Genomic DNA, 20,607 nt, shown 5'->3' with positions numbered 1-20,607 from the left:
GGCCAAGATGCAGCGATACCTTGCCAACACCCCGACGCTTGCATAATAACTACAAGAGGTACTCCCACATGGCCGACCCTATCGAAGATAGCCGTTATGCCCGCTTTGCCCTGCGCTGCTCCAATTTTGCCGAACGCTGGTTTCCCGACTCCTGGGTGTTTGCCGCCCTGGCGGTGATCATTGTCACCGTGGCGGTTCTGGGCATGGGCGCTGCGCCCACCGACGCTGCCAAGGCCTTTGGTGATGGTTTCTGGAGCCTGATCCCGTTCACCATGCAGATGGCCTTTGTGGTGATTGGCGGCTATGTGGTGGCCAGTTCGCCGCCCGCCGTAAAGCTGATTGATCGCCTGGCACGCATCCCGAAAAACGGCCGCTCGGCCGTGGCGTGGGTGGCGCTGATCTCGATGGTCGCGTCGCTGCTCAACTGGGGCCTGTCCCTGGTGTTCGGCGGGTTGCTGGTGCGGGCCCTGGCCCGGCGCACGGATTTGCGCATGGACTATCGCGCCGCTGGCGCGGCGGCTTACCTGGGCCTGGGCGCCGTGTGGGCGCTGGGGTTGTCGTCATCGGCCGCGCAATTGCAGGCCAACCCGGCCAGCTTGCCGCCGTCGATCCTGGCGATCACCGGGACCATCCCCTTCACCGACACGATCTTTTTGTGGCAATCGGGGGTGCTGTTGCTGGCACTGATCGTGGTGTCGCTGATCATCGCCTACGTCACCGCACCGGGGCCCAACTCGGCCCGTGATGCCAAGGCCTGTGGCGTGGACCCGGCGTTCAACCTGCCCAAGCTACAACCGCCAACCCGCCCGGGGGAATGGCTGGAGCACAGCCCGCTGCTGACCATCCTCCTGGCACTGCTGGCCGCCGGCTGGCTGTTCCACGAGTTTTCGACCAAGCCTGCGATCAGCGCGATCTCGGGGCTCAACACCTATAACTTCCTGTTCCTGATGGTCGGCGCCCTGCTGCACTGGCGCCCGCGCAGTTTCCTCGACGCAGTGGCGCGCGCGGTGCCCACCACCACCGGGGTGTTGATCCAGTTCCCACTGTACGGCTCCATCGCGGCGTTGATTACCGTGGTCAAGGGCGGCGACGGCCAGACCCTGGCCCACCATATCTCGATCCTCTTCACTTCCATCGCCTCCCACGACACCTACGCGCTGCTGATGGGCGTGTACTCGGCGGTACTGGGGTTCTTTATTCCGTCGGGCGGTGGCAAGTGGATCATCGAGGCGCCCTATGTGATGCAGGTGGCCAATGACCTGCAATACCACCTGGGCTGGGCCGTGCAGATCTACAACGCCGCCGAGGCCCTGCCGAACCTGATCAACCCGTTCTATATGCTGCCATTGCTGGGGGTACTGGGGCTGAAGGCGCGGGACTTGATCGGCTTCTCGTTTGTGCAGCTGCTGGTGCACACGCCGCTGGTGTTGTTCCTGCTGTGGGCGCTGGGGACGACGTTGAAGTACATGCCGCCGGTAATGCCTTAATCATTGGACGCCGCACCCGTCGTTGTGACGGGTGCATCCAGGTCGACATTGAGCGCCGTTGTTCCCTCTGAATATTTCAGGAAGGGAACCACGCGTTAATGACGGGCCACCTAACAGTGTCTTTTAGTAGCACCAGACACTCTTCAACTTAACTAAGAGACCACAACTAATTATTTAGAGTTACAACTGGAGTCATACCGATGAATATCGCACCTACCGCTACTACGCCCACACCTCAAAACAGCGCTGAGGCTGGCAATACCCAAGATGTCAACCCACAGCAAAATCCCGCGTTGAAAAAATTCAGACAATTCAAACCGGCGTTCGGCCAGCCGGCGGGAAGAATAGTATTTGCAGAGTCAAACCCTAACAAAAACCTTTTCAAGCCTGTTGCAGCGTTTAAAGGCTGATTCCTTTATAGAGGCTGTGATCCCCCTCAAGCCCTGGAGCTTCACAGCCTGCATTGAATACTTACAAGTAACGCGACGACCTCAAGCCTAGTTGCACATTCATGGACAACCACAGCAACGCGCAGCACTTCACGTTATAGCGAGGCGGCCAGGCCCTGCAAAAAAACCGCATTTTCCGAGGCATTTTCCCGGTCAGCCGCTACTGTGTGAAGGTGGGCATTCATCCCGCGCAGACGGGCATTAGCTGACAAGGAAACATGCATGTTTAAACTGACCAGGCTGTCCTTCACCTCTGTCGCACTTGCTGTGAGCACGGTCGTACAAGCCGACGTCGAACTTGATCTGGGCACGGCACAACGGGTCACGCAATTGTTCGCCTACCCCAACAATTGCAGCGTGATCTGCTTTCGGCCGCTGACCCTGGAACAGACCGTCGAACACTATCTGACCCAGAGCCTGCAGCGCGATGGCTACAGCCGGGCCAGGGTCAGTGTGAAGACCGAACAGGGTCAGGTCCGCGCGCGCTTTACCGGGGTGCCCGATGGCTATGGGCAGCCCTTGACCGCGTTGCTGAACACCGCCGACCTGGCTTACGAGGGCGCCAGCCGGCTCAACCGCGATGGCAAGTGGCAATTTAGCTGGTACCTGTTCCTGCCGCTGGGCATGGCCCTGGAAAACCGCAAGAGCATCGAGTTGATGCACTTCCCGCCGGATTACTCCCTGACCCACTACCAGGACTATCTGGAATCAGCCACCACCGACCGTTGGGCCACGCTACTGAGCGCCAACGGTATACCGGCGACCCAGACCCCGGAATACCAGACCATCATTGATATCGCGCCCATTGCCGCCCCCTCCACGGCGGGCAAGGATCTGGAGGGGGTCTACAGCTACTTCAGCGAGTATCAGACCCGGGTTGTCCGGGAACTGAGCCTGCACCCCACTGGCCCGCTGCCCATGGTCGCTTTCGGTGCACCCGTGCGCAGTTGGATCCAGCAACACTACGGGCAAACCCTCGGGGTACTGGGCCTGACGCAAATCAGCCCGGCCGAAGGCAGTAAAGTCGCAGTGCTGGGGGCCAATCACCCCAGTTACATCTGGTACGCCGCCAACCCGGACAGCTACGACGGCGACGAACAGAAAGCCGACGAGGCCGGCTTGAAAGTCATGGGCCAGGACTTGAGCGCGGCCTGCTGGCAAGCCGGGATGGGGCAAAAGCCTGCCAGCGACCCCAATGTGTTGCTCAAGGGCTGCATGAACACCTGGCAGGTGACGCGCAAGGAGCAGACCTGCGAATTGTTCTACACCTCGGTGCGCGAATTGTCCGCCGAGCAGGCCAAGGAAAAATGCACCAGCGCCTCGATCAAGCCCCAGCTCAAGCGCCTGAAAAGCCCTCTGCCAGAAGCTTCTGTCGCGGCGCCGGCGCTGTAGGCTCCTGCCCTTATCGCCAGTGTCTTACGCAAAAAAGCCGATACCTACTGTCAGATTTGACAGTAGATATCGGCTTTTTTTTGCGCAAACCTTGAGCGGTGCCCATTTGCTGCAAGACTGGCAGTCATAGCAACACCAGGAGGTCGATGCAGCCCGACAAGGAATGCTATGAAAACCCAGATCATGGAAGAGGCGCCCGCTGCGGCCAGTGACTGTCTGTACCCCTTCGCAGCACTGTTGGCGAAAAAAGGTTACCCCTCGCGTCAAAACTTTGAGGTGGTACACACCCGCAATGGGCGCGGAACCGGGATCAAGGCCAAAGTGGCCTTCGACAGCCGTGTGCGAATCGCCAAAATTTCCGGGCACGCCCTGGGTGAACGGCGCTTGCACACGCTGCAGGTGTCTTCACGCATCCACTTGTACGACCCGTGGTTCAGCGGCCTGCTCCTGCATTCGTGCGATCCGAATGTGTTCCTCGACATCAGCGAGCTGGAGCTATGGTCGATCCAGGCCATCCGCCCTGGCACGCTGCTGACCATGGATTACGCCACCACCGAGGATGTGCTGTACCGGCAGTTCCCGTGCCGTTGCGGCGCGGGGAACTGCCGGGGCTGGATCACCGGCATGAAAGAGCCGCTTAACCGGGAAGGCCAACTGTTTATGGAACAGTGGCGCCAGCGCAAACGCTCTTAAAGGGCCTCCACCGGACGCAGGCGGTACTGCGGCGGCAGTTGCTCGAAGCCGGTGATGGTGGCGTTGAGGCTTTTCCAGCGGCCGTCCTTGATCCCGTAGATGCACCCGTGGATCGATAGGCTCTGCCCGCGATGCCAGGCGTTCTGCACGATGCTGGTGTGACCGACATTGGCGACTTGCTGGATGACATTGAGTTCACACAGGCGATCGACCCGTTCTTCTTCGGTAGGTAACTGGGCCAGTACTTCGCGGTTCTCGTAGTACAGGTCGCGGATCGACCGCAACCAACCGTCGATCAGGCCGAACTGGCGGTCCTGCATCGAGGCGCGCACGCCGCCGCAGCCATAGTGGCCAGTGACCAGGATATGTTTGACCTTGAGCACATCCACAGCGTACTGGATCACCGACAGGCAGTTGAGGTCGGTGTGCAGCACCACATTGGCCACGTTACGGTGCACAAACAGGTCGCCCGGCAACATGCCGACGATCTCGTTGGCCGGCACCCGGGCGTCCGAACAGCCGATCCACAGGTATTCCGGGGTCTGCTGGCGGGCGAGCTTGGCGAAGAATTCGGGATCTTCCTGTTTGATCGCATCCGCCCAGCGTTCGTTGTTATCAAGCAGGTCTTGTAGTTCGTTCATCAGGGAAAGCCTCAGGAATGATGCGCAGCTTTGACAGACGACCGCCCGTCCGGGTCACGCCGTCTATAAAGATAGCCGGTCGGTAATGACTTGAATCTTGGGGCGCCCTGCCTGTCCACACACTATAAGCCCCACAGTATGAGGATTGACCATGACTGAATCACGACGTCCGTACGGCGCTACGCAGCCCGAACCGATTGATGACAACGAAGATCGCATGGGCTCGATGCGGGAGCTGGATTTTGACGAGGAGACGCCGACGGCGGAAATCGGCGATGAGATCCCCCGTGCCGAGCGCGAGCAGCTGATGCCCGACGAACGGGTACGCGAGGCTGGGATGACTGGGGCTTCGACGGCGGATCATGAATCCACGGATGATGATATGAGCCCCGAAACGCTGATTCAGGAAGACGGCGCGCGCGATGCCCTGGAAGAAGGTGAAGACGAACCGGCCGATTGGGACCTGAGCATCGTCGATGAAGATGAGATTGGCGGCGGTAATGGGTTGGATGAGGCAGAGCTGGCGGACATTGATCCGGTCGACGGCAACCGCTGACACAGCGCCAGACTTATGGTGAAGCATGGCGGTGTGGGAGCTGGCTTGCCTGCTCCCACAGGGGATCGTGTGTGTTAGTCGACCAGGGTGCAGGCCATGACGACTGCGTCTTCGCGGCCACCGACGGCCGGGTAGTAGTCGCGACGACGGCCAATTTCATTGAAACCGTAGCGCTCATACAGGCGGAAAGCCCCGGTATTGCTGTCGCGCACTTCCAGGAAGCACTCCCGTGCATGGGCGGCATACGCCCGCGACATCAGATGCTCCAGCAAGGCCAGGCCCAGGCCACGCCCTTGGTTTTCCGGCTTGACGGTGATGTTCAGCAAATGCGCTTCATCGAGGATGATCTGCACCACGCCGTGGCCCACTTGTTGCTCGCCTTCGAACATCAACCAGATCTGGTACTTGCCCAGCCCATCGAGAAAGATGCCCCGGGTCCAGGGGTGGCTGAACGCCGCGTATTCGATTTTCAGCACGGCGTCGAGGTCAGCCTCGGTCATCGGGCGGAAGGATAAAGCCTCACTCATCGGTTGTTTTCCAGCGCGCCATCAGCCGGCGCATGGCTTGCCAGACATCAGCCTTACGCTGTGGCTCTTCCATTAATAATTCCAGGCCCGGCAAGGCCCAGACCGAGCCCAGGCCTTCGACCTGCAGTTCGCGGTACCAGGCCTCGGCGTCGGCTTCGCCGGCAAACCGCACGGCCGGCAGGCCGATCAGCCACAGGCACACGCAGGGTTCGTCTTCCAGGCGGGCCGAGACAAAACCTTGCACAAAATCACGCGCGGCGTCCGGGCCCTGGTCCATATTGCCGCGCACCAGCAGCGGCCAGCGCACGGGCTCGCCGACGATCTGCGGGCTGTCGGGCAGGCCGGCGGCGCGCAGCATGTCCTTGAGCAGCAGGTAGGCCGGGTCACGCGTCTGGAAGCGCTCGCCGGTCGGCAACTCGACCAGCAACAGGCAACGCCCGGCCCGCAGCAACTGCAGGGCAAAACGCGGTGGCGGCACGACCGGGGCCTTGGCCACCGGGGCCGGGGCATCGTCGGCCACGGCAGCGGGCTTGGGCGCGGTCGAGGGGCGTGGTACTTCGATCTTGACCCGCTCCGACGGCCGCACAGGCACCTCGGCCACGGGTTTGACCAGCGCAACCGGCGCCGCCGCTTCCTCACCCGAGGCGTCGAACGGCTCGAAGGCTTCCAGCGCCTGCAGCAGTTCGGGCCGCGACGGCGCGGCAAAGGGCAATTCGGTGCGCGGCAGCCAGTTGACCACCTGCATGGCAGTCAAGTAAGCGCGACGTCGGGACTCGATAAGCAAGGCTCGGCCACTTGTGGATAACTAAAGAGCGCAGATTCTACCGCCCTTCGACGATGATCGCCCACCGTTGATGACTTTCTCTGCATTGCTGACCGCCCATCGCGAACGCGCCCTGACCGGCTGTGGATAAATCCCGCGCCTGATGCAGTACAATCGCTGCTTTTAATTCGCCAACCAGCCGGCCATTCCGATGATCGAACCCAAGCGCGTCTTGCGCGCCCTCGCCGAACACTGGGCCCTGCTTGAGCCACTGTGCGAACACTTCGACCAAGGCACCCTGAGCCTTGGCGAGTTGCGCGCGCAACTGGCCGCCCAACAACTGGACAGCACGCCACAGGACATCACCAACCTGCTGGACGTGTGGATTCGCCTGGATATCCTGGTGCCTGTCGCCAAGAGCCCGAACCGTTTCGAGCTCAACGCGCAGATCCATGACTTCCTGGCCTATCTTCGCAAGGAGCACCGGCTAGGCCTGTGCCTGGAAATCGAAGCCTACCTGCGCCACCTCGAGCGCCTGGCCGGTTATATCCAGGACGCCTTCGACATCCGCGACGGCCACGACCTGGCCCGCCAACTGCGGCTGCTGGACATGCGCGTGCGCGACGTGCTGAAAAAACTCGCCAATGACGAACAGGCCCTCGCTGCCGTGGCCGACCGGGCCAAGACCAGCGACCGGCAGATCCCGTTGCGCCAGCGTTATGCCGAGGTCCTGGCGACCTGGGACGAGTACGTCGAGCCGATGATCCAACTGGTGAACGCCGACGGCGCCTTCGAGCAAGGCGTGCGCAAGGTAGAGAACGTGCTGTTGCGCATGCTCACCGAGCAGCAACGCCTGGGCCACCTGGTGGACGACGACATGTTGCTGCGCACCCACGCGCGCATCCTCGAAATGCAGACCAGCGCCCAGTTGACCTTGCGCCATGCCCGGGAACTGCTGCTGCCGCTGCGCGAAGAAGCGCGCCGGCACAACGCCGTGACCCGTGGCGCAGCGCTGGCCCTGTCGGCGATCCGGCGCAAGGGCCTGGACGCGGTGCCGCAAGCGGCGATGCCGATGTTTACCCGGCCACAGAGCACCTTCCTCGGCAGCGCCAGCCAAGTGGAAGCCTATGTGTATGCCCTGGCGAATTTCGAACCCAAGCCGGCGCGCTTCCCCAAGGCCCACAAATCCCACAAGGGCGAAGCCCAGCGTGCGCCGCGCACGGTCAAGGAGATGCTCGAGCGCTGCGAAGACGCACTGCCGATGCCCGACCTGATGACCTGGCTGCTGGAACAGGAACCAGACGGGGCCACCGACGAGTTGCTGTACTGGTTCTCGCGTTTGTCGCGGGAGAAGCGTTTCAAGCGCGAGCGCCTGGAACGCCGGGATTACCATACTCACGAGCACCAGGTCAGCCTGCGCTCATTCGCCCTGCTCCCGGCCAGCACCGACGTAGCCGAGAATTCTGCGAGCACACCTTATGCATCTTGATCTATCCGAACTGTCCCAGCTGGCGCCGATCTTTCGCGAGCTGTTCAAGGGTTACCACGTCAGCCGCCGCGACCCGGAGCTGTACGCGCAACTGTCGAACTTCCAGGACCAGTACCGCACGCTGTTCAAGGCCCTGGGCTTTGAGTTGGTGTGCGATACCCGGGGTTTCTACTACTTCGTACCCGACTCGGCCATCGCCAGCGCGCAGGTTAACAAGACTGCGCAACGCCTGGCGCTGTTCACTTTCATCATTGTCGAGCACCTGGCCGATCAGGGCCGCGACCCGATTGCCGTGCTCGACGGCGGCAGCCTGGGCCGCGATGAACTGCCCTCCTTGCTGGAGAAGTACCGCGACCTGTTTATCCAGGCCGAAGTGCAGACCCAGGAAGAACTGGAAGAAAAAATCATGCGCCGCATGACCCAGCTCGGGTTTGCCAGTGAAGACAACGGCGTCTATCGCTTCCTGCCGCCGATGCACCGCTTCCTTGATGTGTGCCTGTCGGTCCAGGCCGACCGCGACCTGGCAGCCAGCGTGCACAGCGTGCTGCCGTTGCCAGCGCCGGTGATCATCGACGAAGACAGCGATGAAAAACTGCTGCAGACCGATGACCCGCTGGACTTGAGCGAATTTGAAAGCGAAGAAGATGCCCTCGCCCGCGCCATTGCCGAAGAACAGGAGACCGATGCATGAGCAAGGAACGCTACGGCATTCGCCGCTTCGCCCTATTGAATACCGCCGGCTACAGCCTGGGCCTGTTCCCGCTGGAAGAGCCGCTGTCGGTGTATGGCGCGAACAACCTCGGTAAGTCGGCGTCGATCAACGCCTTGCAGTTCCCGATCCTGGCGCGCATGTCGGACATGAGCTTTGGCAAGTACACCCTGGAACAGTCGCGGCGCTTCTACTTCGCCACCGACACCAGCTACATCCTCGTCGAAGTCTCGCTGCCCCACGGCCCGCACGTGATTGGCGTGGTCGGCCGCGGCCCGGGCGGTGGTTTCGGCCACCAGTTCTTTGCCTACGCCGGCAAGCTGGACCTGGCCCACTACCAGAAGAACGACACCTGCCTGCGCCAGAAAGAGCTGTTCACCAACCTTGAGCGCGAGGGCCTGAAGGCTTACGAGCTCAAGCCCGACGAACTGCGGCGCTTGCTGGTCGGCGGCCATACGTCGATCCCGCTGGACCTGACCCTGATTCCGCTGCGCTCCACCAGCGAGCAGAGCCTGAAAACCTTCCGTGCGCTGTTTATCAACCTGCTGCACATGCGCGAAATCACCGCGGCCAAGCTCAAGCAGCTGTTCCTCGATGCCTTCGAACACAGCCTGCGCTCCGGCAGCGTGGATTACATCGCCGCGTGCGAAGAAGCGTTCCGCGATGTACGACGCATGGAGCAGGACTACAACTCCCTGGTGGCCGCCGGCCCTCTGGTCGAGACGCTGTCCAACGGCGTGAAGCAGCGGGAAATCCTGCGCGGCAAGTTGCATCGCCTGTCGCCGTTGCTCGACTCACTGCTGGGCACCTGGTCGGACTATGCCAATGCACGCAAGGAAGAGCTGACGATCCAGGCCGAACACTACCGCAACGAGCAGGACGCGCTGCAGAACGATCAGCGCGGCGGCACCCAGGAGCTGATGCGCCTGGAGCGGGAAATCAGCGGCATTCAACGCTGGCTGGGCGAGTTGTCGGTGCTCAAGCATCGCTTTGCCCTGGTGGATGACGTCAAGGTCCTGGAGCAGCAACTGCTGGCGGCCAAGGATGCCCACGACGAACTGGCCGGCGCCCTGGCGCAATCGCGACAGTTCAGTGCCGAGGACCTGGACGAACGCCTGCGTGACCTGGAAAAACGCCTGAAGTCGGTCAAGCAGCAACTCGATCACGCCGACAACAACAGCTACGCCAAACTGCGGGAAGAATTCTCACAGCAGGACGTCGAGCGTCTGATGCGTCTGTTCAACAGTTCGTTGTTCAGCCTGCCGCTGGGCGAGCATGGCATCACCCTGGATGAAGACGGCCAGTGGGTCAAATCCCTGGAGCTGATCCTCGATGGCTTCACCGGCGAGCGCTTTGAAGTGCCGGGGCTGTCCATCGACATCTCGCACATCGAGCCGCCGGCCTTGCAGGCCCTGGCGGACCGCGCGGCGTTGCGCGACCAGAAGGAGCGCCTGGAAAAAGAACTCAAGCAACTCAAGACCCAGCAGGCCGTGGCCTCGGACCGCGCGGCGAGCAAGACCCAGACCGAAGCGCTGTACCAGCAGGTACTCGATGCGCAGAAAGCCCTGGAAGACTTCCGCCGCGCCCAGACCCTGAGTGCCGAGGAAGGCGAGAAACTGGAAAACCTGGCGCAGATGGAAGCGGCCCAGGATGAACTGAAGCGCTCCAGTGATGCGTTCACCGAACGCGTCCAGCAATTGTCGGCCAAGTTGCAACTGGTCGGCCGGCAGATCGGTGATATGGAAGCCAAGCAGCGCACCCTGGATGACGCCTTGCGCCGTCGTCAGCTGCTGCCGGCCGACTTGCCGTTCGGCACGCCGTTCATGGACCCGATCGACGATTCCATGGACAACCTGCTGCCGCTGCTCAACGACTATCAGGACAGCTGGCAGGGCTTGCAGCGCGCTGACGGGCAGATCGACGCGCTGTACGCCCAGGTGCGCCTCAAGGGCGTGGCCAAGTTCGACAGTGAAGACGATATGGAGCGTCGCCTGCACCTGTTGATCAATGCGTATGCGCACCGTACCGACGAAGCCCTGACCCTGGGCAAGGCACGCCGTGCAGCGGTGACGGATATCGCGCGGACCCTGCGCAATATCCGCAGCGACTACGACAGCCTTGAGCACCAGTTGGCCCTGTTCAACCGCGAGATCAACAAGCGCCAGGTATCCAACCTGCAGAGCTTCCGTATCGTGTTGGCGCCGAACAAGGAAGCGCTCAAGCATATCGACCAGATCATTCACAGTGCCGGTCAGTATGAGGAAGGCGAAACCCTCTCGGTGTTCGATCTCAGCCAAAGTGCCGAGCAGGACAACAAGAACGAAGAGGCCAAGGAATACCTGGCACGCCTGGTCGCTGCCAATCATAACCAACTGGGGCTCAAGGACCTGTTCGAACTGGCGTTCGAGATCACCAAGGTCAATGGCCAGCCGATCATTCACACCGACATTGATGGCGCCGCGTCCAACGGCACCACCATGACCATCAAGGCGCTGACCAACATGTACTTGTTGCTGCACTTGATGGACCGCGACCAGGCCGGTCGCGTGCGCCTGCCGTACTACCTCGACGAAGCGGCGGATATCGACGAGAAGAACCAGGCAGCACTGCTGGAGACCAGCCTGCAACTGGGCTTTGTGCCGATCCTGGCCAGTGTGAAGCCGCAGGTCTCCGCCCAGGTGGCGATCGACCTGGAAGGCGGCAGCGGGCCGAACGGGATCTACATTGATGAGGCGGACTGGAAGTACATTCGCCGGCATGATGCGGTGAAGGCGACGGTGAATGTGCAGGCGGATGAGCCGGAGTTGGATGAGGTCTGATCCGCGCTGTTGAAATACAAAAAGGCCGCGATCCTATGGATCGCGGCCTTTTTTGTGGGCGGGTTATGCGGTGTTGGTGGGGGCGCTATTTACCCAGGGGGATCTTCGGCGCCCAGATCAGCCACTCGTCTTCGAACTTGTCGAACAACGGGAAGGTCTGCTCGGGCAGCGCCGGGTTGCCCATGCGCTCGCCATCCGGCGTGGCAAAGGCGATACCGCCCTGGACCAGGGTTTCCAGGGACTCGGTGCGCACTGTCGCGCCCTTGAACAGGCCAAAGTCCAGGCCAAAGCCGCTGCTGTTCCAGAAACGGCTACCGCCGCGAACCAGCGGAGCGTATTTGGGCTCGATCAGCACATGGATCAGCACACGGTCAGCGGTCTTGCCCAACTCGTAGCCGGTGACCTTGCCGACTGTGACTTCCCGGTAGGTGACTGGCACGCCGACTTTCAACGAGCCACGGCGGGCGGCGCTGAGTACCAGGCTCAAGCCGGCTTCTTGCACGTTGCTCTCTGGCGGTTGGGCCAGGGCCACGAAGTTCTTTTGCGCACCGGTGCTTTTCACCGCCGGCAGCACTTCGATGTATTGGCCGGTGACCAGGGTTTCCAGGTTGGCGGTCTTCATCAGGCCCAACTCGGGCTTGACCACCCAGAACTGGCTGCCGGTACGGGCGATCCGCTCAGGGACTTCGGTGATGCGCGCAGTGAGCATCACCGACTGCATGTCCGGGCTCAGGTCAACGCTTTCAATCTTGCCAACGTCCAGGCCTTTGAAGCGAATCGGCGTATCGGTGCGCAGGCCATCGGCGCGGTCAACCTTGATCGTGATCAGGGTGCCACGCTGGGTGGAGGCTTCGTGATCGGCAAACAGGCGGAAACGCGGAATGCGATTTCTCAGCGGTACGTTCGGCTCTGGGGTCTCAAAGGCAATCCCCCCGGCCATCAGGCTTTGCAGGGATTCGCTTTTGACCTGGATGCCGCCGGTGAGCCCGCCGGTCAGGGTCACGCCACTGGCGTTCCAGAAGCGCGTCGAACCGTTGACCAGGCCTTCATATTCCTTCTCGATATGCACGCCGATCACCAGTTGCTTGCGCTTGCGCGAAAACTGGTAGCTCTGCACCGAACCGACCTTGACCTGTTTGTAGAGGATCGGGCTGCCAACTTCCAGGGAGCCGAGGCTTTCTGTGAGCAGGACCAGGTGCAAGCCAGGGGAGCGCAGGTCCAGCGGTGGCGCCTTGGCCCGGGCCACAAACTCGCGCTGGGGGTTTGCGCCTTTGTCACCAGGGCGGATGGCAATGTAATTGCCCTTGACCAAGGCTTCCAGGCCGGTGATGCCCGCCAGGGAGATGGATGGCTTGACCACCCAGAACTGGGTGCCCTCCACCAGGTAATCTTCGGCCAATGGGTCGAGGGTCAAGTCGGCGCTGGCGCTGGACAGGTCAGAGTCAACCTTCAGGGCCTTGAGGCTGCCGACCTGGATGCCTTTGTACATCACCGGCGTACGACCGGCTTGCAAGCCCTCGAAGTCACTGAGCTTAACCTTGATGCGGATCCCTGCGGCGGCGGCATCGAAGTCTTCGTACAGGCGGAACGGCAGGCTCGGGTCGGTGGGCGGGCTGTCTTTGCGGTTCTCTGGCGTAGCGAAGGCAATCCCCCCGGCGACGATGCTGGCCAGGGACTCGCTGCGCACTTTGACCCCGGAGAGGTTGGCGTCGATGCTGATGCCGCTGGCATTCCAGAAACGCGTATGTTTGCGCACCAGGCTGGCGTAGGTCGGCTCGATATAGACCTTGATCTCGACGGTGTTCTGATCAGCCGACAGCAGGTAGCTTTTGACCTGGCCGACCTGGATCTGTTTGTAGAACACCGGGCTGCCACGGTCCAGCGAGCCAAGCCGCTCGGCCTTGACCGTCAGGTGCAGGCCGGGCTTGGCGTCGGATAATGGGGGCTCTTCGGAGAGCGCCTTGAATTTACGCGTGGGCTCACCGTCGCCGGGGCTGGCGGCGATGTAATTGCCCGAGACCAGAGTTTCCAGGCCAGTAATCCCGGCCAGGCTGACGCTAGGCTTGACCAGCCAGAAGCGCGTATTGGCCTTGAGGTATTGCTCGACATCCTTGTTCATCTCAATAGTCGCAATCACCCCACGATTGCTGCCCTCGTCATCCAATGCCAAGGTCTTGACCTTGCCCACGGTCATGCCTTTGTAGACCACTTCGGTCTTGTTGACCTGGATGCCTTCACCGCTTTCAAAGCGCACCTGGATCTCGATGCCCGTCTGGGTATAGGCGCGCCATCCGAGCCAGCCGCCGATCACCAGGGCGATCAACGGCAGTACCCAAATGGCCGACCAGTTCGAAGCGGGGCGGGTTTTAGCCTTTGGCAAATCAGTCATGGTCGTCGTCCGACTCCGTGTTATCCCAAATCAGTCGGGGATCGAAAGTTACTGCGGCAAGCATCGTCAAGATCACCACACTGGCGAACGCCACGGCACCGAGATTGGCCTCGATACTGGCTAGTCGCCCAAAGTTAACGACCGCCACCAGAATGGCGATCACGAAGATATCCAGCATGGACCAGCGACCGATAAACTCGATAAAGCGGTACATGATAATGCGTTGTCGGGCGGAAAGCGGCTGGTGACGTTGCACCGAGAACAGCAGCAGTGCGATGCCTACCAGCTTGAAGGTCGGCACCAGGATACTGGCAATAAACACCACGGCGGCAATCGGGAACATGCCGTGCTGAACCAGTTCGATCACGCCGGACATGATGGTGCTTGGAGCGCCCTGCCCCAGTGAGTTAACCGTCATGATTGGCAACAGGTTAGCCGGGATGTACAGAATTGCCGCAGTAATCAGCAACGCCCAGGTGCGCATCAGGCTGTTCGGCCGGCGCGCATGGACCAGGGCACCACAACGGGTGCAGGTTTGCTCGTCGGTGTCCGGGTCCTGCCTGTTCAGTTCGTGGCATTCGGTACAGATCAGAATGCCAGCATCAATCGCCCGCATGTTCGTCCTCCCCGGACAACGCTTGCCAGATCTGATGGGGTGACATCACCACCTCCAGCAGTACCTGGACCATCAACAGGCTGATAAAACAGGCCAGTCCCAGGCCTACGCTAAGGGCAGCCATATCGGCCAATTTTACAATCGCCACCAGCACGCCCATCAAGTAGACCTCCAGCATCCCCCAATCGCGCATATGGTGATAAATACGGTATAGCAACAGGCCATAACTGCGGCCTATGTTCCAGCGGATACTGAGCAGCACCGCAAGCTGGCAGAGCAGCTTGAGCAACGGAATGCCCATGCTGCACAGGAACACCACCACCGCCACGCCTTGCATGCCGGTATTGAACAGGGCAACTACACCGCTCCAGACCGTGTCCTGCGAAGACTGCCCGAGTAGATTGAGCTGCATGATGGGTAGAAAGTTCGCCGGGATGTACAGCAATAGCGCTGCGATCACCAAGGCAAGGCTGCGCTCTACGACATTGTAGCGGTGGGCGTACATCTCATAACCACAGCGTGGACACAGGGCCTTTTCACCGTGCGCAAGCTCTGGCTTGCGCATCAGCAAGTCGCACTCGTGGCAGGCAACCAGGTCCTCCAGCGGTAGGTCGGACACCTGGGTGGTATCAACCGGGTCGGACATATAGGACTCTAAGACAAAATGATCAGGTGTCTATTCTAGTGTTCTGGTTCAGAAATAACTGTGCAAATTTGTCGGGATCAAGCGATGGCGATAGGCCAGAACCTTTTCGACCGCCCAAAACAAAACCCCAACTGCTTTCGCAATTGGGGTTTCGGAATTTAATCTTGACGATGACCTACTCTCACATGGGGAAACCCCACACTACCATCGGCGATGCATCGTTTCACTACTGAGTTCGGGATGGGATCAGGTGGTTCCAATGCTCTATGGTCGTCAAGAAATTCGGGTACTGAGTCGTGACCAGATGGTCTCGCTTCAGCAAATTGGGTATGTGATAGCTTTCGGTGTTTTGTGAGATTCGAACTTTCGGTTCATTTCGTCTTCACACACCGCAATCTGATGCTTTTGCTTGTTTCCAAGTCAAGAGTAGTCAAATTGCTTGGGTGTTATATGGTCAAGCCTCACGGGCAATTAGTATTGGTTAGCTCAACGCCTCACAGCGCTTACACACCCAACCTATCAACGTCGTAGTCTTCGACGGCCCTTCAGGGAACTCAAGGTTCCAGTGAGATCTCATCTTGAGGCTAGTTTCCCGCTTAGATGCTTTCAGCGGTTATCTATTCCGAACATAGCTACCCGGCAATGCCACTGGCGTGACAACCGGAACACCAGAGGTTCGTCCACTCCGGTCCTCTCGTACTAGGAGCAGCCCCTCTCAAATCTCAAACGTCCACGGCAGATAGGGACCGAACTGTCTCACGACGTTCTAAACCCAGCTCGCGTACCACTTTAAATGGCGAACAGCCATACCCTTGGGACCGGCTTCAGCCCCAGGATGTGATGAGCCGACATCGAGGTGCCAAACACCGCCGTCGATATGAACTCTTGGGCGGTATCAGCCTGTTATCCCCGGAGTACCTTTTATCCGTTGAGCGATGGCCCTTCCATACAGAACCACCGGATCACTAAGACCTACTTTCGTACCTGCTCGACGTGTCTGTCTCGCAGTCAAGCGCGCTTTTGCCTTTATACTCTACGACCGATTTCCGACCGGTCTGAGCGCACCTTCGTACTCCTCCGTTACTCTTTAGGAGGAGACCGCCCCAGTCAAACTACCCACCATACACTGTCCTCGATCCGGATAACGGACCTGAGTTAGAACCTCAAAGTTGCCAGGGTGGTATTTCAAGGTTGGCTCCACGCGAACTGGCGTCCACGCTTCAAAGCCTCCCACCTATCCTACACAAGCAAATTCAAAGTCCAGTGCAAAGCTATAGTAAAGGTTCACGGGGTCTTTCCGTCTAGCCGCGGATACACTGCATCTTCACAGCGATTTCAATTTCACTGAGTCTCGGGTGGAGACAGCGCCGCCATCGTTACGCCATTCGTGCAGGTCGGAACTTACCCGACAAGGAATTTCGCTACCTTAGGACCGTTATAGTTACGGCCGCCGTTTACCGGGGCTTCGATCAAGAGCTTCGCGTTAGCTAACCCCATCAATTAACCTTCCGGCACCGGGCAGGCGTCACACCCTATACGTCCACTTTCGTGTTTGCAGAGTGCTGTGTTTTTAATAAACAGTCGCAGCGGCCTGGTATCTTCGACCGGCATGAGCTTACGGAGCAAGTCCTTCACCCTCACCGGCGCACCTTCTCCCGAAGTTACGGTGCCATTTTGCCTAGTTCCTTCACCCGAGTTCTCTCAAGCGCCTTGGTATTCTCTACCCAACCACCTGTGTCGGTTTGGGGTACGGTTCCTGGTTACCTGAAGCTTAGAAGCTTTTCTTGGAAGCATGGCATCAACCACTTCGTCATCTAAAAGATGACTCGTCATCAGCTCTCGGCCTTAGAATCCCGGATTTACCTAAGATTCCAGCCTACCACCTTAAACTTGGACAACCAACGCCAAGCTGGCCTAGCCTTCTCCGTCCCTCCATCGCAATAACCAGAAGTACAGGAATATTAACCTGTTTTCCATCGACTACGCTTTTCAGCCTCGCCTTAGGGACCGACTAACCCTGCGTCGATTAACGTTGCGCAGGAAACCTTGGTCTTTCGGCGTGGGTGTTTTTCACACCCATTGTCGTTACTCATGTCAGCATTCGCACTTCTGATACCTCCAGCAAGCTTCTCAACTCACCTTCACAGGCTTACAGAACGCTCCTCTACCGCATCATCCGAAGATGATACCCGTAGCTTCGGTGTATGGTTTGAGCCCCGTTACATCTTCCGCGCAGGCCGACTCGACTAGTGAGCTATTACGCTTTCTTTAAAGGGTGGCTGCTTCTAAGCCAACCTCCTAGCTGTCTAAGCCTTCCCACATCGTTTCCCACTTAACCATAACTTTGGGACCTTAGCTGACGGTCTGGGTTGTTTCCCTTTTCACGACGGACGTTAGCACCCGCCGTGTGTCTCCCATGCTCGGCACTTGTAGGTATTCGGAGTTTGCATCGGTTTGGTAAGTCGGGATGACCCCCTAGCCGAAACAGTGCTCTACCCCCTACAGTGATACATGAGGCGCTACCTAAATAGCTTTCGAGGAGAACCAGCTATCTCCGAGCTTGATTAGCCTTTCACTCCGATCCACAGGTCATCCGCTAACTTTTCAACGGTAGTCGGTTCGGTCCTCCAGTTAGTGTTACCCAACCTTCAACCTGCCCATGGATAGATCGCCCGGTTTCGGGTCTATTCCCAGCGACTAGACGCCCTATTAAGACTCGCTTTCGCTACGCCTCCCCTATTCGGTTAAGCTCGCCACTGAAAATAAGTCGCTGACCCATTATACAAAAGGTACGCAGTCACCCAACAAAGTGGGCTCCCACTGCTTGTACGCATACGGTTTCAGGATCTATTTCACTCCCCTCTCCGGGGTTCTTTTCGCCTTTCCCTCACGGTACTAGTTCACTATCGGTCAGTCAGTAGTATTTAGCCTTGGAGGATGGTCCCCCCATATTCAGACAAAGTTTCTCGTGCTCCGTCCTACTCGATTTCATGACTAAGAGATTTTCGCGTACAGGGCTATCACCCACTATGGCCGCACTTTCCAGAGCGTTCCGCTAATCTCAAAGCCACTTAAGGGCTAGTCCCCGTTCGCTCGCCACTACTAAGGGAATCTCGGTTGATTTCTTTTCCTCAGGGTACTTAGATGTTTCAGTTCCCCTGGTTCGCCTCTTAAGCCTATGTATTCAGCTTAAGATAACCATCTTATGATGGCTGGGTTCCCCCATTCAGACATCTCCGGATCAAAGTCTGTTTGCCGACTCCCCGAAGCTTTTCGCAGGCTACCACGTCTTTCATCGCCTCTGACTGCCAAGGCATCCACCGTATGCGCTTCTTCACTTGACCATATAACCCCAAGCAATCTGGTTATACTGTGAAGACGACATTCGCCGAAAATTCGATAATACTCAATTTGAGTAACTCACAAATTTTACCTTAGCCTGATCCGTTACCAGTGAAAGTAACGTTCAGTCTATCTTTCTATCACATACCCAAATTTTTAAAGAACGAACTAGTCAAAGACTAGAAATCAACATTCACCATCGCATGGATGGAATGCTCATTTCTAAGCTTTATACAAACAGAAGCAGTAGTGGTGGAGCCAAGCGGGATCGAACCGCTGACCTCCTGCGTGCAAGGCAGGCGCTCTCCCAGCTGAGCTATGGCCCCGTATTTCTACAGGCGTTTCCCACACAAAATTGGTGGGTCTGGGCAGATTCGAACTGCCGACCTCACCCTTATCAGGGGTGCGCTCTAACCAACTGAGCTACAGACCCAATTTTGGGCTGCTTCTTTCGTCTTCTTCAATGAATCAAGCAATTCGTGTGGGAACTTATGGAGCAGCTGATGTCGTCGATTAAGGAGGTGATCCAGCCGCAGGTTCCCCTACGGCTACCTTGTTACGACTTCACCCCAGTCATGAATCACACCGTGGTAACCGTCCTCCCGAAGGTTAGACTAGCTACTTCTGGTGCAACCCACTCCCATGGTGTGACGGGCGGTGTGTACAAGGCCCGGGAACGTATTCACCGCGACATTCTGATTCGCGATTACTAGCGATTCCGACTTCACGCAGTCGAGTTGCAGACTGCGATCCGGACTACGATCGGTTTTGTGGGATTAGCTCCACCTCGCGGCTTGGCAACCCTCTGTACCGACCATTGTAGCACGTGTGTAGCCCAGGCCGTAAGGGCCATGATGACTTGACGTCATCCCCACCTTCCTCCGGTTTGTCACCGGCAGTCTCCTTAGAGTGCCCACCATTACGTGCTGGTAACTAAGGACAAGGGTTGCGCTCGTTACGGGACTTAACCCAACATCTCACGACACGAGCTGACGACAGCCATGCAGCACCTGTCTCAATGTTCCCGAAGGCACCAATCTATCTCTAGAAAGCTCATTGGATGTCAAGGCCTGGTAAGGTTCTTCGCGTTGCTTCGAATTAAACCACATGCTCCACCGCTTGTGCGGGCCCCCGTCAATTCATTTGAGTTTTAACCTTGCGGCCGTACTCCCCAGGCGGTCAACTTAATGCGTTAGCTGCGCCACTAAGAGCTCAAGGCTCCCAACGGCTAGTTGACATCGTTTACGGCGTGGACTACCAGGGTATCTAATCCTGTTTGCTCCCCACGCTTTCGCACCTCAGTGTCAGTATCAGTCCAGGTGGTCGCCTTCGCCACTGGTGTTCCTTCCTATATCTACGCATTTCACCGCTACACAGGAAATTCCACCACCCTCTACCATACTCTAGTCAGTCAGTTTTGAATGCAGTTCCCAGGTTGAGCCCGGGGATTTCACATCCAACTTAACTAACCACCTACGCGCGCTTTACGCCCAGTAATTCCGATTAACGCTTGCACCCTCTGTATTACCGCGGCTGCTGGCACAGAGTTAGCCGGTGCTTATTCTGTCGGTAACGTCAAAATTGCAGAGTATTAATCTACAACCCTTCCTCCCAACTTAAAGTGCTTTACAATCCGAAGACCTTCTTCACACACGCGGCATGGCTGGATCAGGCTTTCGCCCATTGTCCAATATTCCCCACTGCTGCCTCCCGTAGGAGTCTGGACCGTGTCTCAGTTCCAGTGTGACTGATCATCCTCTCAGACCAGTTACGGATCGTCGCCTTGGTGAGCCATTACCCCACCAACTAGCTAATCCGACCTAGGCTCATCTGATAGCGCAAGGCCCGAAGGTCCCCTGCTTTCTCCCGTAGGACGTATGCGGTATTAGCGTCCGTTTCCGAACGTTATCCCCCACTACCAGGCAGATTCCTAGGCATTACTCACCCGTCCGCCGCTCTCAAGAGAAGCAAGCTTCTCTCTACCGCTCGACTTGCATGTGTTAGGCCTGCCGCCAGCGTTCAATCTGAGCCATGATCAAACTCTTCAGTTCAAACATCTTTGGGTTTTTAAGAAACCCTAAACTTGGCT

Annotated in this window: 14 protein-coding genes, 2 tRNA genes and 3 rRNA genes; 8 read left to right on the top strand and 11 right to left on the bottom strand. The window is 58.5% G+C overall.

What is annotated here, in order from left to right; all coding sequences use genetic code 11:
• The first annotated feature begins 68 nt into the window (after positions 1-68).
• From PSH73_RS03955 to PSH73_RS03940, 4 genes are all read left to right on the top strand, one after another.
• Positions 69-1,487, top strand: coding sequence for a short-chain fatty acid transporter (locus PSH73_RS03955; RefSeq protein ID WP_057442063.1), 1,419 nt, complete (start codon positions 69-71; stop codon positions 1,485-1,487).
• A gap of 200 nt (positions 1,488-1,687) precedes the next feature.
• Positions 1,688-1,897 (top strand): hypothetical protein, encoded by a 210-nt coding sequence (locus PSH73_RS03950; RefSeq protein WP_128593259.1) that lies wholly within the window; start codon positions 1,688-1,690, stop codon positions 1,895-1,897.
• A gap of 261 nt (positions 1,898-2,158) precedes the next feature.
• Positions 2,159-3,328, top strand: coding sequence for a hypothetical protein (locus PSH73_RS03945; protein ID WP_305461977.1), 1,170 nt, complete (start codon positions 2,159-2,161; stop codon positions 3,326-3,328).
• Positions 3,329-3,496: 168 nt separating this feature from the next.
• Complete coding sequence (locus PSH73_RS03940; RefSeq protein WP_057958259.1) at positions 3,497-4,021, top strand: hypothetical protein; 525 nt, start codon at positions 3,497-3,499, stop codon at positions 4,019-4,021.
• Here PSH73_RS03940 and can read toward each other — a convergent pair.
• On the bottom strand, positions 4,018-4,662 hold the full coding sequence (gene can, locus PSH73_RS03935) for a carbonate dehydratase (RefSeq protein WP_057442066.1): 645 nt from the start codon (positions 4,660-4,662) through the stop codon (positions 4,018-4,020). The two genes, PSH73_RS03940 and can, sit on opposite strands and share 4 nt — an antisense overlap.
• A 151-nt stretch (positions 4,663-4,813) precedes the next feature.
• On the opposite strand from can, the gene PSH73_RS03930 reads away from it, so the two are divergent.
• Positions 4,814-5,218 carry a hypothetical protein gene (locus PSH73_RS03930; RefSeq protein WP_057442067.1) on the top strand — a complete coding sequence of 135 codons (405 nt, stop codon included), beginning with the start codon at positions 4,814-4,816 and terminating at the stop codon, positions 5,216-5,218.
• Between the two features lie 74 nt (positions 5,219-5,292).
• Here PSH73_RS03930 and rimI read toward each other — a convergent pair whose 3' ends face one another.
• Together rimI and PSH73_RS03920 are read right to left on the bottom strand one after the other, a co-directional pair.
• Positions 5,293-5,745 (bottom strand): ribosomal protein S18-alanine N-acetyltransferase, encoded by a 453-nt coding sequence (gene rimI, locus PSH73_RS03925; protein ID WP_057442068.1) that lies wholly within the window; start codon positions 5,743-5,745, stop codon positions 5,293-5,295.
• Complete coding sequence (locus PSH73_RS03920) at positions 5,738-6,490, bottom strand: hypothetical protein (protein WP_057442069.1); 753 nt, start codon at positions 6,488-6,490, stop codon at positions 5,738-5,740. Before PSH73_RS03920 ends, rimI begins: the two co-directional genes overlap by 8 nt.
• A gap of 229 nt (positions 6,491-6,719) precedes the next feature.
• Here PSH73_RS03920 and mksB point away from each other — a divergent pair, with 229 nt between their 5' ends.
• From mksB to mksF, 3 genes are read left to right on the top strand one after another with little or no spacing between them, the layout of a single operon-like run.
• Positions 6,720-7,997: an Mks condensin complex protein MksB gene (gene mksB / locus PSH73_RS03915; RefSeq protein ID WP_057442070.1), complete on the top strand. Its 1,278-nt coding sequence runs from the start codon at positions 6,720-6,722 to the stop codon at positions 7,995-7,997.
• Entirely contained in the window at positions 7,987-8,688 is a 702-nt protein-coding gene (mksE, locus tag PSH73_RS03910) for an Mks condensin complex protein MksE (protein WP_057442072.1), read from the top strand. The genes mksB and mksE overlap by 11 nt, the downstream gene beginning before the upstream one ends.
• Complete coding sequence (gene mksF / locus PSH73_RS03905; protein WP_305461974.1) at positions 8,685-11,525, top strand: Mks condensin complex protein MksF; 2,841 nt, start codon at positions 8,685-8,687, stop codon at positions 11,523-11,525. The genes mksE and mksF overlap by 4 nt, the downstream gene beginning before the upstream one ends.
• Positions 11,526-11,610: 85 nt before the next feature.
• Here the strand turns inward: mksF and PSH73_RS03900 are convergent, their stop codons facing one another.
• From PSH73_RS03900 to PSH73_RS03865, 8 genes are all read right to left on the bottom strand, one after another.
• Positions 11,611-13,914, bottom strand: coding sequence for an intermembrane transport protein PqiB (locus PSH73_RS03900; protein ID WP_305461972.1), 2,304 nt, complete (start codon positions 13,912-13,914; stop codon positions 11,611-11,613).
• Positions 13,907-14,530, bottom strand: coding sequence for a paraquat-inducible protein A (locus PSH73_RS03895; RefSeq protein ID WP_057442078.1), 624 nt, complete (start codon positions 14,528-14,530; stop codon positions 13,907-13,909). Before PSH73_RS03895 ends, PSH73_RS03900 begins: the two co-directional genes overlap by 8 nt.
• Entirely contained in the window at positions 14,517-15,176 is a 660-nt protein-coding gene (locus PSH73_RS03890; protein WP_057442080.1) for a paraquat-inducible protein A, read from the bottom strand. The genes PSH73_RS03895 and PSH73_RS03890 overlap by 14 nt, the downstream gene beginning before the upstream one ends.
• A gap of 162 nt (positions 15,177-15,338) precedes the next feature.
• Positions 15,339-15,454 (bottom strand): 5S ribosomal RNA (gene rrf, locus PSH73_RS03885).
• 172 nt (positions 15,455-15,626) lie between these two features.
• A 23S ribosomal RNA gene (locus tag PSH73_RS03880) occupies positions 15,627-18,520 on the bottom strand.
• A 248-nt stretch (positions 18,521-18,768) separates the two neighbouring features.
• Positions 18,769-18,844 (bottom strand) — tRNA-Ala (locus PSH73_RS03875).
• A gap of 30 nt (positions 18,845-18,874) precedes the next feature.
• Positions 18,875-18,951 (bottom strand) — tRNA-Ile (locus PSH73_RS03870).
• An 81-nt stretch (positions 18,952-19,032) separates the two neighbouring features.
• Positions 19,033-20,569: ribosomal RNA gene (locus PSH73_RS03865) — 16S ribosomal RNA — on the bottom strand.
• The 16S, 23S and 5S rRNA genes sit together here with 2 tRNA genes alongside, the layout of an rRNA operon.
• Positions 20,570-20,607 lie beyond the last annotated feature (38 nt).

It is taken from the genome of Pseudomonas sp. FP2294 (assembly GCF_030687625.1).
Lineage (GTDB): Bacteria > Pseudomonadota > Gammaproteobacteria > Pseudomonadales > Pseudomonadaceae > Aquipseudomonas > Aquipseudomonas shahriarae.
The sequence above is the reverse complement of the archived record's forward strand: the minus strand, read 5'-3'. Positions and strand labels throughout refer to the sequence as shown.